Annotated in this window: 13 protein-coding genes and 1 pseudogene; 9 read left to right on the top strand and 5 right to left on the bottom strand. The window is 55.8% G+C overall.

The window, feature by feature from the left end; genetic code table 11:
* Positions 1-88 precede the first annotated feature (88 nt).
* Complete coding sequence (locus ABVN21_RS12240) at positions 89-1324, bottom strand: NAD(P)/FAD-dependent oxidoreductase (protein ID WP_339552325.1); 1236 nt, start codon at positions 1322-1324, stop codon at positions 89-91.
* Between the two features lie 256 nt (positions 1325-1580).
* Here ABVN21_RS12240 and ABVN21_RS12235 point away from each other — a divergent pair.
* A pseudogene (locus ABVN21_RS12235) lies at positions 1581-2236 on the top strand (transporter); the annotation flags it as partial.
* Positions 2237-2362: 126 nt separating this feature from the next.
* Here ABVN21_RS12235 and ABVN21_RS12230 read toward each other — a convergent pair.
* The 3 genes from ABVN21_RS12230 to ABVN21_RS12220 form a co-directional block, all read right to left on the bottom strand.
* On the bottom strand, positions 2363-4021 hold the full coding sequence (locus ABVN21_RS12230; protein ID WP_339552324.1) for an arylsulfatase: 1659 nt from the start codon (positions 4019-4021) through the stop codon (positions 2363-2365).
* 308 nt (positions 4022-4329) lie between these two features.
* A complete protein-coding gene (locus tag ABVN21_RS12225) occupies positions 4330-4782 on the bottom strand; it encodes a hypothetical protein (protein WP_339552323.1) in 453 nt (150 codons plus the stop codon).
* Positions 4783-4908: 126 nt separating this feature from the next.
* Entirely contained in the window at positions 4909-5886 is a 978-nt protein-coding gene (locus tag ABVN21_RS12220) for a LysR family transcriptional regulator (RefSeq protein WP_339552322.1), read from the bottom strand.
* Between the two features lie 167 nt (positions 5887-6053).
* Between ABVN21_RS12220 and ABVN21_RS12215 the strand changes: the two genes are divergently transcribed.
* Entirely contained in the window at positions 6054-8090 is a 2037-nt protein-coding gene (locus ABVN21_RS12215) for an alkyl sulfatase dimerization domain-containing protein (protein ID WP_339552321.1), read from the top strand.
* A gap of 248 nt (positions 8091-8338) precedes the next feature.
* Here ABVN21_RS12215 and ABVN21_RS12210 read toward each other — a convergent pair whose 3' ends face one another.
* Positions 8339-9241 carry a LysR family transcriptional regulator gene (locus tag ABVN21_RS12210; RefSeq protein WP_339552320.1) on the bottom strand — a complete coding sequence of 301 codons (903 nt, stop codon included), beginning with the start codon at positions 9239-9241 and terminating at the stop codon, positions 8339-8341.
* Between the two features lie 108 nt (positions 9242-9349).
* On the opposite strand from ABVN21_RS12210, the gene ABVN21_RS12205 reads away from it, so the two are divergent.
* The 7 genes from ABVN21_RS12205 (at position 9350) to napA (ending at position 16572) form a co-directional block, all read left to right on the top strand.
* Entirely contained in the window at positions 9350-10189 is an 840-nt protein-coding gene (locus ABVN21_RS12205; protein ID WP_339552318.1) for a hypothetical protein, read from the top strand.
* Positions 10190-10342: 153 nt separating this feature from the next.
* Positions 10343-11311, top strand: a complete 969-nt coding sequence (locus ABVN21_RS12200) for an ABC transporter substrate-binding protein (RefSeq protein WP_339552317.1) — start codon at positions 10343-10345, stop codon at positions 11309-11311.
* 114 nt (positions 11312-11425) lie between these two features.
* On the top strand, positions 11426-12544 hold the full coding sequence (locus tag ABVN21_RS12195) for an S-(hydroxymethyl)glutathione dehydrogenase/class III alcohol dehydrogenase (protein ID WP_339552316.1): 1119 nt from the start codon (positions 11426-11428) through the stop codon (positions 12542-12544).
* Between the two features lie 78 nt (positions 12545-12622).
* A complete protein-coding gene (locus ABVN21_RS12190) occupies positions 12623-13006 on the top strand; it encodes a VOC family protein (protein WP_339552315.1) in 384 nt (127 codons plus the stop codon).
* A 597-nt stretch (positions 13007-13603) separates the two neighbouring features.
* Positions 13604-13771 (top strand): periplasmic nitrate reductase, NapE protein, encoded by a 168-nt coding sequence (locus ABVN21_RS12185; RefSeq protein ID WP_095945753.1) that lies wholly within the window; start codon positions 13604-13606, stop codon positions 13769-13771.
* A 39-nt stretch (positions 13772-13810) separates the two neighbouring features.
* Positions 13811-14077, top strand: a complete 267-nt coding sequence (locus ABVN21_RS12180; RefSeq protein ID WP_095945752.1) for a chaperone NapD — start codon at positions 13811-13813, stop codon at positions 14075-14077.
* On the top strand, positions 14068-16572 hold the full coding sequence (napA, locus tag ABVN21_RS12175) for a nitrate reductase catalytic subunit NapA (protein ID WP_095945751.1): 2505 nt from the start codon (positions 14068-14070) through the stop codon (positions 16570-16572). The genes ABVN21_RS12180 and napA overlap by 10 nt, the downstream gene beginning before the upstream one ends.
* Position 16573: the final 1 nt, after the last annotated feature.

Here is a 16573-nt window from a genome sequence, read left to right as displayed (position 1 = left end):
CAAAGCGGCCTGTCATGCTCGAAGGAGTTACCGGGATATGCCGCATTCGGAAACTCTCGCATTGGGTATACCGAGGAAAGGTAATTTTTCAATCAACAGCATTAAGTACCGCACGCAAAAGAGCTTGCGCCTCGCTGGTGACGCCTTTACTGATTAGCCTCTCTGGCAAGCTGGAATGATCAAGGAAAAGGTCACGCAGACGGTTCAAAGGAGCCGGCACACCGTGGTATAGACGCCCAAGGAATCGAGCGAACGCCGTCGTCTGATTGGTGTATTTAACTCGTTGGTCGTCATACCGTCGCAGCCCGATCTCCAGTGCTTCGGGGTCGCTAAGGTCGCGACCTCTCAAATACTTCGCAAGGAAGTAGCCATCTTCAATGGCCATACCGGCACCGTACGCAGCGTAAGGAGAAGTCGGATGAGCAGCATCGCCCATGATTGTCACCCGTCCCTTCGACCATTGCTTGAGTGGATCTCGATATTTCACGACCCAGCGGAATAGATTATGCGAGGTATCCGTAGCCTCTAGGATCTGCGGAACAGGGTAGGAGAATCCACTAATGCGTTCACGCACGTAGGCTGCTGGATCTCTCGGTTCAACCTGGTTCTCTTCGCATTTTTCGACGAACCACCATTCAAAGCAGTCCTTGTCCTTGTATCGAAGCGGTGCATAACCCATCTGGTAGGAGTGGTTGTGCTGAATGACGATTTTTTTGCGCTCAGGCCCCTGTAATTCGCACCAACCTAGCCAGACCGCGATGCCAAGGTGTTTCAGCTCTGATGCTCCCCACAACTGTTCACGCACTTTTGACTGAACACCGTCAGCCCCAATTACAAGATCCGCTTCGTAAGTCTGACCTTCTGCAAAGTGAACAGTCACGCCCTCGGCATGTTCCTGGTAATGGCTGAACGTGTGGCTGGGGGCGATCATATTTTCTGGCGCCGCCGCAAGCAGACGCTCATAAAGCTCGGAGCGCATCATTCCGGATTGCCAACCGGTTACACCGGCCTGATTCAGCAACTCCATATCAATGTCAAAGTTGACTCTTACTCGCCCATCGTGGCGGCGAAACTCTGGCAGGCCAGCAGCAAAAATATCATCCACCTGTACGCCCAAACCGCGCAAGATGACGATGCCAGTGGCATTAAGAATGATTGCCCCCCCCAGAGGTCGCAGTTCGGGATGACGCTCGAACACCTTCACCGAAAAACCTGCCTGATGCAGCGCAACACCCGCAGCAATACCGCCAGGGCCAGCGCCGATTACAGCCACGCGCTTGCCTTTGATGCCTGAGGTGGAAGTGGCACGCTTGGATTCACTCATTTTTGGATACCTCGCTTTTATTGTTATCTGTGCGCTACTGGTTACGAGCGATAACGCATTGCGAGGTACCTTAGCGGCCCTCATAGTGGCTTCGCCAATCGCATACTTCGCTATCAGGCATCGAAAAGCGCGATGCTAGGTATCTGGATTTATCGTTGGTCTTGTGAACACGAAGCCAATGGCATCTGGTTTTTGAAGTCGCCGCCACCGGATTCAGTGATTGTTTAGCCAGCTCGGCCTGACTGTCGGCAGTTTGCTTTACAGCGTGCCCATTCAGTACAACTGGAACCAGAAACTCGGGCCCAGTGGCGATGGCTACCAAAGCGTCACCAATATCCAGCCCGTGCTGCCCTTTACCCTCAATGACGAGTGGAATCTCATATCCCGGACCATCCTGCTGGTTGTTGATCAACACGGTTTGGTACCGGGGGGACAGGCAGACAAAACCGGGGTCGGCGATGTTACCCAGAGCTTCTTTTTTTCACCCAAGCACCCAACCGCGAGCGGCTGGATTTGGGGCGCAGGGCCGGTGATCCTTGTGCCGACTGGCAGTGATGATCTATTGAGTGATGAGCAATGGGGGGCGGGACCTACAGTGGTTGCTCTTAAACAAAGTAATGGCTGGACCCGCGGTATTCTGGCCAATCACATCTGGTCGCTGGACAACAGCCCGCCTGACGACAAAGACAAAATCAACCAGACCTTTCTGCAACCATTCTTCAGTTACACCACCCAGACCTATACAACCTTCGGTATCAACACCGAGTCCACCTATGACTGGCAGACCCGCGAATGGTCGGTGCCTATCAACCTGTTCGTCACCCAGTTATTCAAAGTGGGTCATCAACCCATGAGCTTGCAAGCAGGCCCGCGGTATTGGCTGATAGCCCGAAAGATGGCGCGCAGGGCTAGGGGTTTCGGGTGCGTATACGCTGTTGTTTCCCAAGTGATTTCACTCGAGCTGAAGCAGACATGAACGGATTTGTTCGTAGAAAAGTGACGACCTCTGGCGAGGCCGCCACTATCCGGCTGACTTGATCAGTTGCCGGTTGGCATCGGCACATTGATGCCGTCTTTTTTCAGCGTGTCGCGTATATATTGGAATTTTTGGTACTTCGACAATTCGAGCGGGCCGTCATAACCCATGCTTTGCAATTTGCGTGGGGGATAATCAATGTAGGTTTTCATCAGTTTCATGATCGCGGCCGAGATCGGCACCATGGTCCAGGTGCGCTCGGTGAAGTTGTTCATGAACAGGTCGTAGCGTTCCTGTGGGTCCTGCCACAAGTCGAAGACCTGGGGCACTACCGCTACATACTTTTCTGCGCCTTTCCAGCCCAGGTTGGTATCCACGGCCAGACCACCCGTTTGCGCGCCGTCATCACCGCGCAGGTTGAACACCGCCTTGTAGTTGCCAACGCGCGCAGCACCCGGGGACAGTTCATTCTCGGTGAAGTAGAACCACTCTTTGCGCGGTGAAGGGCCACTGCCGGTGAGCACGGGCGTCATGTCGTAACTGTCGAAGATGATGGGCTGACCCTCGCGATCTTTTTCCGGCAACTTCACGCCCGCAACGGAAGCGAAGGTTGCCATCAAGTCCAGGCCACCGAGCATCTCGTGGTTCTTGGTGTCCGGTTTGATCTTGTCTGGCCAGACAGCGATGGCGGGCACCCGGTTACCACCTTCACGCACTGTGCCCTTGGTCCCGCGGAACGGGGTGTAACCAGCGTCCGGATAGACATCCTGCCAGGCCCCGTTGTCCGTGGTGTAAACCACCAACGTGTTCTTATCCAGGCCGAGCGCCTTGAGCTTGTCCATGATGCGGCCAATGTGGGTATCCAGTTCGACGATGGAGTCTGCGTACTTGGACTTGGACATGGACTTATGAATGAACTCGGGTGCCGGCATGTTCGGCTGGTGCACTTTCATGAAGTTGACGTTGATGAAAAACGGCTTGTCCGATTTGGCCGCCGTGTCGAGAAACTCCAGGGCTGCTTTTTCGACGTAGTTATCAAAAAACGGAATGCCGACCACGCCGGGTTTCCCGTCTACGACCGGCGTGTCCACATACTGGCCGTTGACCTTGAATTCCTCGATCGGTTTTTCGCCCGCCTTGCCGGACAATGCGCCCTTGGTGACCCTTTGAAACATTTCGCGAGTCTCCGGATCCATGTCGGGGAACCAGGTCGGGTCAGCGTAGGTGTAGGCATTGAGGTGGTACAGGCCGACGTATTTCATCACGTCGTAACCTTGCGCATTGGGCAGCGCATAATCGGCTTCGCCCAAATGCCATTTGCCGGTGAAGTAGGTGTCATAGCCACCGGTTTTCAACACCGATGCCAGTGTCCACTCGGCGGCTGGCAAGCCACCGCCCTGACCCTGGAAGGCCACGGTAGTCATGCCGCTGCGATTGGGTATACGCCCGGTCTGCATGGCCGCCCGACCGGGTGTGCAGCTTGGTTGCGCATAAAACGAATAAAAAGTGACCCCTTCGGCCGCCAGCTCATCGATGCTGGGTGTCGGCATGCCTCGACCGACACCGCCGCCGTAGGGACCCAAGTCGCCATAGCCAGTATCGTCGGAGACGATAAACAGAATGTTGGTCTTTTCCGTCTGGGCTGCGTGGGCAACTCCAGTCAGGGACAAAAGTGCGGCAAACACTAGAGAGAGTTTGAAACGATCCGATAGCTGTTCCATCCAGGATTCCTCGTTGTTTCACGTGGCAACCGGGCGATGAGTGCACATCAATGTTGACCCTTGGTGCATTGACCACCGAGCAATTAGCCTAGGTACTGCGTACAGAATCATTTCCCCCTTGTTGCATGACCGTGCACGGATTAAGGCGCAGGAAGAAGTCTAGTGCGGTTTTTCAAATGAACGGGCTATTGCAGTGTTTTAATCGCCGATGTAACGCCAGAGTTACACACTTGACTAACACCATCATGAAAACGGTAAACGCAATCGCCAGATACAACGCGACTCAACTACGCCTGACGCTGGGTGTTTCATTGAACCGCATGTACAACATCGCCGCAGAAAATATCGGCGCTGCCATCCTCGGGTGAAGTGCGCACGACAACGGCGTATTTTCCGGAAAGCAACTCTGACAGGGGTACCGGCGCGCTCCGGTAAAAGGTCCATCCACCGGTGCCTGCATTGGGTTCAGTATTGACCTTGTCGTTCATTGCGAACGCGGTTGGCCCGGGTTGCTGGCAACTGCCTTTGTTGATGAACGTATAGATGCGCGGGGGCAGCATGGTTCCGTTTGGAACGCCGGTAATGTAGAAGTCAAAGTTGGTTTGATTGCCTTCGCCAGTCAGTGTGGTCGTGGCGGAATGACCAGGGTTTCTCTGGGTCGCTGCCAGAGGAAGATTCATTGACTGGTGGTGTGATGAGCTGGAGCAACCGAAGAGCGATGCGGTGATCAATAGCGCTGACAGGGGGGGACAGAGTTTCATTGCCAACCTCCAAGAGTGGAAGAAGTGCGGTGGGGGGACTCTTGGGTATAGCTTATTCATGCGGCGTTGCGTTCTTGAACATCCCGCGCAATCGCCAAAGTGCATGATATTTCGGCAGGCGAACCGCTAACGTTGATCTTTTTTCACCGCGCTTGTCATTTGGGCCAGAAGGCTTTCACGCTGACAAATTTCCTCTTCCACACCCCTCACTTCATTCATGTAAACCTCTACTGCGGGCGGCAGTGAGCGCTCTTTCAGATAGATAAAGCCATAGCGGGTGCGCAGGGCGAGGTCATTGAGTGGTAACGGTACAACCTCGCCGGCGAGGAACTCTCGCTCAAACGTCGATAAATTCCCTACCGCCAGCGCGTTACTGTGCTCGACGAATTTAACGATTTGCATGGGCACGTCTATTTCGATCGCCGGGATAAAATCACCGTTCACCGCATCGTAAGCACCGGCACAGCCCAATGTGGCCGGGAGCAGATGGGTGGCCAATCGCAGCGGAATACGCGAAGCCACCCAGGGATAATCGAGTGTTTGTGCCAACGTCAATGAACGCTTTTGCGAAAGCAGAGGATGGCCGGGCCGGCAAAACAAACGCCCCTGGTGTTCACCCAACAACTCACAGGTGAACTCTTCCCGACCTTCCAGGGTACTGATTTCGGCGATCCCCAAATCCACCACGCCGGTCGCGACCTGATGAGCCACGTCACGCCATCCGGCCACATGGGCCGTGACTTTGATGTGCGGATGCCGGGCATGCAGCCGCGCGATGCTAGTGTATCCGCTGGTAATACTGGGATAGGGCCCCAAAGCCACTTTCAACGCTCCGATATCACCTCCGGCCAGCAAGGCAATGTCACGCCGCAAATCTTCCTCGGCCACTAACAAGCGCCGACTTTTTTCACGAAGCAAATGACCAAACGCCGTCAGTGCCACGCCGTCTGGGCGTCGGTCGAACAGCGTGACCCCGAGTTCACTCTCCAGCAACTGGATGCTTTTGCTCAGCGCTGGCTGGGAAACCCCTAACGCTTTCGCCGCTCGGCCAAAGTGCTCATGTTCAATCAATGCCAAAAACTGACGTAAGCGACGGGGCGTCATCTCATAACCTTAATGTTATCGGAAACCACTGAAACGGAATTTTTCGTAATGAAATGAATATGCTATTCATGGCCTGTCGGGTCAAGTTGACGCGTACTCAATCAATAAAATCGGGCGCAATTATCCGCATTGACGCTCTTGGCAGCCCTTGTTACAGGAACCCCCTCATGCACAACAAGACCCTCCATCTGGCACTGGCAATTACGCTGGGCTGTGGCGTTAGCCCTGCGATTTTTGCTGCCGATGCAAACGGCGCAAGTTCTGATCCATCCTCAACAAAAAGTGCGCACTTCGATAGCAAAGGCAAACCGCCTTCGGCCTACACGATCGAAATGCAAAATGGTGTGCGCAAGACACTTCCGTTCGCGGATAAACGAGATTTTGAAGAGTCCAAAAAAGGCTTTATTGCGGCACCGACCTACAACAAGATCATGGCTGAAGCCGGAAATGTCGCCTGGAACATGGGGAGCTATGACTTCCTGCTCGATGGCAAGGATTACGACAGCGTCAACCCGTCGTTGCAGCGTCAGGCGATCCTCAATATGGCTTTCGGTCTATACGAGGTGGTTCCGGAAAAGATTTACCAGGTGCGCGGGTTTGACCTGGCAAACATCACGTTCATCAAGGGCGATACGGGCTGGATTGTGTTCGACACGCTGATGTCGAAGGAAACCGCCAAGGCTGCGCTGGACTTTATCAATGAAAAACTCGGCAAGCGCCTGGTCGTAGCGGTGGTGATCTCTCACTCCCATGCCGACCATTTTGGTGGTGTGCGCGGGTTGGTCGATGAGGCCGATGTGCGCAGCGGAAAAATCCCGCTGATAGCCCCCACCGGTTTCATGGAACATGCCGTGGCTGAAAACGTTTACGCCGGTAACGCCATGACCCGGCGCGCGTTTTTCCAATATGGCGTGTTGTTGCCGCACAGTCCGTATGGCCACGTCGACATGGCCATCGGGAAAAATGCGTCCATCGGCAACATGGGCCTGGTCGAACCCAATCGCTATATCTCGAAAGATTTCGAGACCCTGACGCTCGACGGCGTGGAAATGGAGTTCCAGAGCACTCCCGGCACCGAAGCGCCAGCGGAGATGAATACCTGGTTCCCGCAGTTCAAGGCATTCTGGGCCGCGGAAAACATCGTCGGCACCATCCATAACATTTATACCCTGCGCGGTGCTCTGGTCCGTGATCCATTGGTCTGGTCGAAGAACATCAACAATGCGTTGTATCGCTACGGACAACAGGCGGACGTCATGTTCGCTGCGCACAGTTGGCCACGTTGGGGCAACGAGCGGATTCAGGACGTCATGCGCGCGCAACGCGACGCCTATGCCAACCTGAATAACGCCGTGCTGCACGCGGCCAACCAAGGCGTCACCATCAACGAGATTCACAACGTCTACAAGTTGCCAGACAGCCTGAAAAACAACTGGGCGACCCACAGCTATCACGGATCCGAGGAGCACAATAGCCGCGCCGTGATCAACCGCTACCTGGGTTACTGGGATGCCAACCCAGCGACGCTGATGCCGCTGTCACCGAAGGATTCGGCACCGCTGTACGTGGAAATGATGGGGGGCTCGGAGAAGATCATGACCAAGGGCAAATCCTTGTTCGATCAGGGCAAATACCGCGAAGCCTATGAAATCCTCAATAAGCTGGTGTATGCCCAACCCCAAAACACCGAGGCCAAGGACTTGCTCGCGGACGTCTATGAGCAGGTCGGTTATCAGAAGGAAAGTGCCGGGGTGCGTAACAGCTTCCTTGCGGCGGCGTATGAGCTGCGCAACGGCATGCCAAAGGGGGTGCCGCCCAAAACCACTGGGCCTGACATGATTCGCGCCATGAGTACCGAGTTGTGGCTGGAGTACCTCGGCATCGCTCTGGATGGCAACAAAGTGGCGGATCAACACTTCATCTTGAACCTCAAGACGCCCGACAACGGTGAGCAGTTTGTGGTTGAGTTAAGCAATTCGACACTGACCAATATCAAGGGGCAGCAAGCAAAAAATCCCGACCTTACGATCACCCTTGATCGTTCTGATCTTGAAGGCGTCATGGCCAGGAAAACCAGCTTCGCTCAACTCGTTACGGCGGGCAAAGCCACCTTCACAGGCAATCACAAACCCTTCGAATTGTTGATGGCCGCCATTACCCCGTTTACCCCTACCTTTGAACTGCTGCCCGGCACCCAGCAGTAATTCATCTGGGATCGGTTCTGCCTTGTTCCAGGCTGAGGCTACCTTGCGCACCCAATGACATATCGTGCGCAAGGTGCAAAAAGCTTTCGCAGCAGGCTTGTTGTCGGCTGCATTTCACTCGAATGCAAAAATCTTCTTCCAGTCGGGTTCCCTGCTTTGTCAAAAAGCGGATTCTCTGAAGATGCAACGCAATGTATTGGATTTCCGTTCTTGGCCGGTTGCTGACTGTCGTGCAGCAACAGCTGTGATCAGCTTTTTTCACCATTCTTGATCCAGATATCGAGCTCCATAACCATCTTGTTAACCTCGCTGTCCTGCTGTTCAGAGGGACGAACGATGGCGTTCCAGGCGATGTCGAGGCCGTCGTTCAGTACCGCCCACGCAAGCTCTCCGCGCTCGAGGCTGGGGCTCACCAAGTCCCGTTGCAATATGCTGATGCCGTAGCCTGAGCGAACCAGTTCAACGATGGCTTCAATCAGCTCCACGGTGATCATGCGGCGCGGCAGGATGCTGGCAGGGGCGAAGAACCGGTCATATTCCCAGCCGCTGGCACGATCGGTTGAATAGGTCACCAGGTTGTAGGTCTTGAAGTCCTGCGCATAGATATTTTTCCTGTCCGCCAGGGGGTGGTCGGTGGCCATGATCGCGATCAGATCGTCGCGAAAAAGCGGCAGCTTGGCGACACCGCTGGGCACCATGCCGTCATCGATGATGGACACATCGATTCGGCCTTGCATCAGGCTGGCGTAGACGTCGTTTCGGGGAACGGTCACCAGGGTGATTTCGATGTCTGGTCGAAGGCTCGAGTAATGCTTGATGAATTTCGGAATCCAGCGAAACGGGCCATAAGAAGTGACCCCCATGCGGACAAATGCGGTGACGCCCCCGGCCATCGACCGGGCTTCGGCCTCGGCCTCGTTGAGTATCGCGATGATGTCCTTGGCGGCCCGTTCCAGACGCACGCCGGCAGGGCTGAGCCGGAGCTTGCCGCCTGATCTTTCGGTCAGGCCCACACCCAGTCGCCGCTCGGCTTCGCGCAGGCGGTGACTGACCGCCGAGGGGGTCAGCCATAAACGCTCGGCAACGGCCGTGACCGAGTCGACTTCCGCCAGGGTTTGCAACATCACAAGGTGATCAAGGGTGAGTCTCATGGCGAGCGACCTGAAAAAAATTCACAAAATTGCGTAAAATTATGAGCGTGACTTGTTTTTGGTGGCGATGCAATCTGAATCCAGCAGAACCACCGGAGACCCATAACAATGACTAACCTGCCCACCACTGCTGCACCAACCCTTGGCGATATCATCGACTTCGAACGTTACCCCATCACTGATCGCACCAGTCCCGCTTACCTGGCACTGGTTGCGCAAAGCCAGTCGCTGCTGAGCGAAGAGGGCGTTGCGATCTTCCCGGGTTTTGTCCGCGAGCCATCGGTTGTCGCGATGGCGCAGCAGACCCTCGCACTGCACTCGCGCATGTTTCGTTTTCGCGAGAATCACACGGTTTATTTCAAGCCCCAGGACGAAAGCGTCGATCCGCAACATCCGCTGCGACGCTTGATGAACACGGCGAAAGACACCGTTGCCTACGCCGATATTCCGCTCGACCACTCGATCCGGCCGATCTATGAGTCGGATGAAGTCCTTGCGTTCATCAAGGATGTGTTGAACCTCGATACGCTCTATCGCCACGCCGATCCACTGGCCGCCCTCAACTTGCAGGGCTTCACGGCAGGGCAGGAGTTGGGGTGGCATTTTGATCGTTCCGACTTCAGCGTCACCCTGTCCCTTCAGGCGGCGAGCGCTGGCGGGGATTTTGAGTACGTGCGCATGCTGCGCAATGAAAACGATGATTGCCATGATGCGGTGAGGCAATTCCTCGATGACCCGAAAACGCAGCAAATAGAGGTTTTGCCCCAGGTGCCCGGCACCCTGACCCTGTTCCGTGGCCGCTATTCATTGCACCGGGTCACGCCGGTGGCAGGCGACAGGTTGAGGCTCAACGCGGTGTTGGCGTATGTGGACCAACCCAATGTCGAATTCAGTGCCTATGCACGCCAGTTGTTCTACGGACGTACCACCGTTGATCCATTGGTTTGAGTTTCGCCATAACAATAAAAGCAATTGATTCACTTCTTCGCTTCACATGTTTGCGCGCGCACCTGTCCATGTTAAATCTCATGGGCCCGTTTGTTCCTGTGTCGCCCACAACAGTTCGCTGCCCCCAATAAAAAAGATTCGGAGCGTCTGATCATGAAAAACAGGAAGAGTTTGCTGGCGTCGTTACTCACCCTTGGATTGCTCGTCGGCAGTGCTTCAAGCCAGGCCTCGGGCTGGTGTGATTCGGGCAAGCCGGTGAAGTTCGCCGGTCTGAACTGGGAGAGCGGGATGCTCCTCACCGATATCATGATGGTTGTGCTCAAGGAGGGTTATGGCTGTGCAACGGATCAGTTGGTGGGCAATACCATCATTCTTGAGACCGCTTTGGCCGGCAACGACATCCAGGTGTTTGGCGAAGAGTGGATGGAGCGCAGCGAGGTCTGGAAAAAGGCCGCGGCAGCCGGCAAGGTCGTCGGGGTTGGCGCACCGATCATCGGAGCGACCCAGGGTTGGTACGTACCGCGTTATGTCGTGGAGGGAGACGCCAAACGCAATCGACCTGCGCAGGCGCCTGACCTGAAGACAGTCGCCGACCTGAGCAAGTACCCGGGTGTGTTCAAGGATTCGGAGGAACCGTCCAAAGGCCGTTTCTACAACTGTCCTGCGGGCTGGATCTGTGAACAGGACAATACCGAGATGTTGAAAGAGTACGGTCTGGAAAACACCTTCACCAACTTCCGTCCAGGCACCGGAGCTGCATTGGATGCTGCCGTCCTCTCCAGCTATAAGCGCGGTGAACCGGTGCTGTTCTACTATTGGTCACCGACGCCGCTGATGGGACAGATCGATGCGATCAGACTGGAAGAAAAAACCGGAGGAAACAAAGACGTCGTCACGATGGTCGGGCTCTCCAGGACTTTTCATGAACAGGCGCCCGAACTGGTCGCAGTGCTGGAGAAGGTCAACATTCCCATCGATCTGTTGAACCAGAACCTGGCGCGGATGACCCGGGAGCGCATTGAATCGCCAAAGCTGGCGAGGATGTTCCTCAAGGAGCACCCGGAAGTCTGGCACGCCTGGGTCGATGAAACCGCGGCAAAAAAGATCGAGGCAGCGCTCTAACCAGTTTCGAGGGCAAGGATGCCCGCCGCCATGTAACGTCGCAACGCTCTCTCACTACTGATTTTTACCGCTTCTGCATAGAGGCGACTCCTCTGTGCGCCCAGGAAAAAGACCATGACCAAATCACGAGCCGCTGTAGCCTTCGCGGCGAACCAGCCTCTGCAAATCGTCGAAATCGACGTGGCACCCCCGCACGCCGGGGAGGTGCTGGTACGAATCATCGCCACCGGCGTCTGCCATACCGATGCGTTCACTCTGTCCGGCGCGGATCCGGAAGGCCTCTTTCCAGTTGTCCTCGGGCATGAAGGCGGCGGGATCGTCGAGGCCATCGGCGAAGGCGTGACCTCGGTGGCGGTGGGCGATCACGTGATCCCGCTCTACACCCCGGAATGCGGCGACTGTAAATTCTGCAAATCAGACAAGACCAACCTCTGCCAGAAAATTCGCGCGACCCAGGGCAGGGGCCTGATGCCGGACGGCACCAGTCGCTTCTCCTACAACGGCCAGCCCCTGTTCCACTACATGGGCACCTCGACCTTTGCCGAATACACCGTGCTGCCGGAAGTTTCCCTGGCCAAAATCCCCAAGGATGCGCCACTGGAAAAGGTCTGCCTGCTCGGTTGCGGCGTGACCACCGGCATTGGTGCGGTGCTCAACACGGCAAAAGTGCAGGAGGGCGCCAGCGTGGCGATCTTCGGCTTGGGCGGCATCGGCCTGGCCGCGATCATCGGCGCCACCATGGCCAAGGCCGGGCGAATCATTGCGATCGATATCAACCCGGCCAAGTTCGAGATTGCCAGGCAACTGGGCGCTACGGATTTCGTCAATCCCAAGGATGACGACAGGCCAATCCAGGACGTGATCGTCGAAATGACCGAGGGCGGCGTGGACTACTCCTTCGAATGCATTGGCAACGTCCACCTGATGCGCGCGGCCCTGGAGTGTTGTCACAAGGGCTGGGGAGAGTCGGTGATTATCGGAGTCGCCGGTGCGGGCCAGGAAATCAGTACCCGACCCTTCCAGCTCGTGACCGGCCGGGTCTGGCGCGGCTCGGCTTTTGGCGGCGTAAAAGGCCGCAGCGAACTGCCCACTTATGTCGAAAAGGCCCAGGCTGGCGAGATCCCGCTCGACACCTTCATCACCCACACCATGGGGCTCGAGGACATCAACAAGGCCTTCGGCTTGATGCATGAAGGCAAGAGCATTCGCACCGTCATCCATTTCGATCGCTGATTGAAGCGCCCTGGCGTCGAGCGCGCACGGGCAACACTACACACCCATCCATCCTGTTTTTATCAAGAGAGCATCAAGATGAGCATCTTCACCCACGTCACCGTTGGTACCAACAACCTGCAGAACGCCCGCCGTTTCTATGACACTGTGCTCGCCACACTCGGCCAGAAACGCATCGCCGATCTGGATGACAATGGCTCAATCTGGGGCGAAAACGCCCCGTCCTTCTTCGTGCTCAAACCCGCCAATGGCGCGCCTGCCAGCGTCGGTAACGGGATCACCGTTAGCTTCGAAGCGCCGAATCGTGCCGCCATTGATGCTTTCCACGCCGCCGCACTGGCCAGTGGCGGTGCCGATGAAGGTGCTCCGGGTCCGCGAGGCTGGGCCCCCAACGCCTATGCGGCTTACGCGCGGGACCTGGACGGTAACAAGCTGGCTGCGTACTGCTTCAAGGCTATGTAAGGCTCATAGGCGCTGTGCATTCCTGCTTGACCGGTAAATCGTCCAGAGGAACAGGGTCACTTCGCGCGCTTGTCAGTGACCCTGTTCCAGCGTTCGTGTAGTCGGCGGCCGGTTGATTTCACGCTATCGATGACAGTGTTCATCATTTCTCCAATTTGCTGACAATCGGTTTTTCTTCGAACTCCTTTTCAATCTTGTCTTTCAGCGGGATACGTCGAGTTTGTTTCTTTGGGCAGCGTTGAAAGGCTGCTTGTGGCCGCTTTCAGCCGGTTGCGACAGGCAGTAATCGGCCAAAAGTGGACGCTCGATTTTCAAAAAATGCAATATCAGCGATATGGCGTCGCTAATGGGTTGGGCTCCAGTTGACTGGGGAAAACATCAAATTTGGGTCGATACTACCTGTTACCTCCCTCCGCTTCTCGCTTGCCGCCGGTCACGTGAGCTTGAATTGGTTGTGTCAGCCTGTCCTTCGACTCGCCATCTGAAAATATCTGTCTCTTGGCTCAGACCTTCCTTAGCTCTGCCGTTAATCCGTTTCGTGGAATTTGTGATGTGGGCCGTCTAGGCTGAATTCAAAGTTTGGCAGGAGTGATCAGCATGCCACTAACGGATGACTCTCCACAGCGCGCGCGCAAAGAAACCCGCCTGTTCTTTTTTCTGATTGTCATTTTTTTTCCATTGCTGTCCGTGGCGATAGTGGGTGGTTACGGCTTCTTTGTCTGGTTTCTGCAAATGCTGCTCGGCCCTCCTGGTCCACCTAATTGATCGTTGTCCATCTTTAGCAAAAGACGGGGAGTACGGGTCATGGAAAAGACGCTGCATATTGCCAGTCTGGTGGTCCTTGCCCACCCTGAATTGTTCGAGGCGGTGAAAGCCAACTTGCGGTTGCTCGAAGGCGTTGAACTGCACCAGGAAAGTCCCGCCGGCAAGCTGGTTGTGGTGCTGGAGATGGAGGATGAAAGTGAGATTTCCCGGCGCATCAGTGAGATCAACGGCTTGCCGGGTGTGCTCAATGCCGCCCTCGTTTATCACGAGACTCTCGATGTGACGGGAGAAAGCACATGCCTATGACTCGACGCGAGTTTGTCAAAGCCCAGGCTGCCGGGATCGCCGCAGCGGCGGCGGGGCTCCCGGTGTTTACCTCTGCCAGCAACCTGATCACCGAAGAAGACCGGGTGGCCCTGGACTGGAATAAAGCGCCTTGCCGTTTTTGCGGAACCGGGTGCAGCGTCATGGTGGCGACCAAGGACAATCGGGTGGTCGCCACTCATGGTGATGTGAAAGCCGAGGTCAATCGCGGATTGAACTGCGTCAAAGGCTATTTCCTGTCGAAAATCATGTACGGCGTTGATCGCCTGACCCAGCCGCTGTTGCGCATGACCAACGGGCAATATGACAAGCAAGGCGAGTTTCAACCGGTGTCCTGGGATCAAGCGTTTGATGTGATGGAGTTGAAGTTCAAGGAGGCGATAAAAAACAAGGGCTCCGAGTCAATCGCCATGTTCGGATCAGGTCAGTGGACCGTCTGGGAAGGGTACGCGGCCAACAAGTTGATGAAGGCGGGTTTTCGCTCCAATAACATTGACCCCAATGCGCGTCATTGCATGGCCTCAGCGGTCATGGGCTTTATGCGTACCTTCGGTATGGATGAGCCGATGGGGTGTTATGACGATATTGAAGTCACCGATGCGTTCGTGCTGTGGGGCTCAAACATGGCGGAGATGCACCCGATACTTTGGAGCCGGGTGGCGGATCGCCGATTGAGTCAGCCCAACGTCAAGGTGGCCGTACTGTCGACCTTCGAGCATCGCAGTTTTGAGTTGGCTGACATCCCCATGGTGTTCAAGCCACAGACGGACCTGTTTATCCTCAATTACATAGCCAACCACATCATTGAAAGCGGTTCGGTCAACAAAGACTTTGTCAGCAAACACACCAGGTTTGCCAAAGGTACGGATGACATCGGCTACGGCCTGCGTCCTGATAATCCACTGGAGATGAAGGCCAGTAATGCGGCCAAGGCGAACACCTGGAGTGACATCGACTTTGAGCAATTCGCGGCGTTCGTAAAACCTTACACCCTTGAGCGCACCGCCAAGGAAACCGGCGTACCGACCGAGCAACTCAAGGCCTTGGCCGAGCTGTATGCCGACCCGAAGCGCAAGGTGGTCTCCTTCTGGACCATGGGCTTTAACCAGCACACGCGGGGCGTCTGGGCCAATAACCTGATTTACAACATCCACCTGCTGACCGGTAAAATCAGCGAGCCGGGCAACAGTCCTTTCTCCCTGACGGGGCAGCCTTCGGCTTGCGGCACGGCGCGGGAAGTGGGGACCTTCTCCCATCGCTTGCCCGCTGATCTGGTGGTCACCAATCCAAAGCATCGCGCCACGGCGGAGAAAATCTGGAAACTGCCGCCGGGCACCATCAACGAAAAAGTCGGGTTCCATGCCGTGCAGCAGAGCCGAATGCTCAAGGACGGCGTGCTCAATGTGTATTGGACGATGGCCAGCAACAACATGCAGGCCGGCCCCAATATCATGCAGGAAGTGTTGCCGGGTTGGCGCAATCCCGAGAACTTTGTGATTGTCTCGGATGTGTATCCCACCGTCTCGGCCCAGGCGGCCGATCTGATTCTGCCCACCGCGATGTGGGTCGAGAAAGAGGGCGCTTACGGCAACGCGGAACGACGTACGCAGTTCTGGCATCAATTGGTTTCGGCGCCGGGTGACGCCAAGTCCGATCTCTGGCAACTGGTGGAGTTTTCCAAACGCTTTAAAACGGACGAGGTCTGGTCCGAGGAAATATTGTCTGCCTCACCGCAGTACAAGGGCAAAACCCTGTACGAGGTGTTGTTCAAGAACGGTCAGGTCGATCAGTTCCCGCTTGATCAGATGGCGGCGGGCTATAAAAATGATGAGGCCCGGGATTTTGGTTTTTACCTGCAAAAAGGCTTGTTCGAAGAATATGCCCAATTCGGCCGTGGCCACGGTCATGACCTCGCCCCGTTCGATCTCTATCACACCGAACGAGGGTTGCGATGGCCCGTCGTCGATGGCAAGGAAACACGCTGGCGTTTCCGGGAAGGCTATGACCCCTACGTGGAGAAGGGCAGCGGTGTGCAGTTCTATGGCTATCCCGACAAGAAGGCGATTATCTTCGCGCTGCCCTACGAACCCCCTGCGGAAACCCCCGACGCGGAGTTTCCATTCTGGTTGAGCACCGGACGAGTGCTTGAGCACTGGCACACCGGGTCCATGACCCAGCGTGTCGAGGAACTTCATAAGGCTGTCCCCGACGCGTTGGTCTACATGCACCCGGCCGATGCCAAAGCCTTGAATGCCCGTCGAGGCAGCGAAGTGAAGCTGATCAGCCGACGCGGTGAGATGCGTGCGCGCATTGAAACCCGAGGGCGCAACAAGCCACCCCAAGGCCTGGTGTTCGTACCGTTCTTCGATGCCAACAAGCTGATCAACAAGGTCACTCTCGATGCGACGGACCCCATCTCCAAGCAGACTGATTATAAAAAATGTGCGATCAGGATTGAGTTGATCAAGACGGCATAAG

The sequence above is a fragment of the Pseudomonas sp. MYb327 genome, assembly GCF_040438925.1.
Classification (GTDB): domain Bacteria; phylum Pseudomonadota; class Gammaproteobacteria; order Pseudomonadales; family Pseudomonadaceae; genus Aquipseudomonas.
Note: the sequence above shows the minus strand (reverse complement) of the source record. Positions and strands in the feature narration are given on the sequence as shown.

Coding starts and splice junctions, on each gene's coding strand:
- ABVN21_RS12240 (WP_339552325.1), bottom strand. CDS start 1,324: ATGAGTGAATCCAAGCGTGCCACTTCCACCTCAGGCATCAAAGGCAAG.
- ABVN21_RS12230 (WP_339552324.1), bottom strand. CDS start 4,021: ATGGAACAGCTATCGGATCGTTTCAAACTCTCTCTAGTGTTTGCCGCA.
- ABVN21_RS12225 (WP_339552323.1), bottom strand. CDS start 4,782: ATGAAACTCTGTCCCCCCCTGTCAGCGCTATTGATCACCGCATCGCTC.
- ABVN21_RS12220 (WP_339552322.1), bottom strand. CDS start 5,886: ATGACGCCCCGTCGCTTACGTCAGTTTTTGGCATTGATTGAACATGAG.
- ABVN21_RS12215 (WP_339552321.1), top strand. CDS start 6,054: ATGCACAACAAGACCCTCCATCTGGCACTGGCAATTACGCTGGGCTGT.
- ABVN21_RS12210 (WP_339552320.1), bottom strand. CDS start 9,241: ATGAGACTCACCCTTGATCACCTTGTGATGTTGCAAACCCTGGCGGAA.
- ABVN21_RS12205 (WP_339552318.1), top strand. CDS start 9,350: ATGACTAACCTGCCCACCACTGCTGCACCAACCCTTGGCGATATCATC.
- ABVN21_RS12200 (WP_339552317.1), top strand. CDS start 10,343: ATGAAAAACAGGAAGAGTTTGCTGGCGTCGTTACTCACCCTTGGATTG.
- ABVN21_RS12195 (WP_339552316.1), top strand. CDS start 11,426: ATGACCAAATCACGAGCCGCTGTAGCCTTCGCGGCGAACCAGCCTCTG.
- ABVN21_RS12190 (WP_339552315.1), top strand. CDS start 12,623: ATGAGCATCTTCACCCACGTCACCGTTGGTACCAACAACCTGCAGAAC.
- ABVN21_RS12185 (WP_095945753.1), top strand. CDS start 13,604: ATGCCACTAACGGATGACTCTCCACAGCGCGCGCGCAAAGAAACCCGC.
- ABVN21_RS12180 (WP_095945752.1), top strand. CDS start 13,811: ATGGAAAAGACGCTGCATATTGCCAGTCTGGTGGTCCTTGCCCACCCT.
- napA (WP_095945751.1), top strand. CDS start 14,068: ATGCCTATGACTCGACGCGAGTTTGTCAAAGCCCAGGCTGCCGGGATC.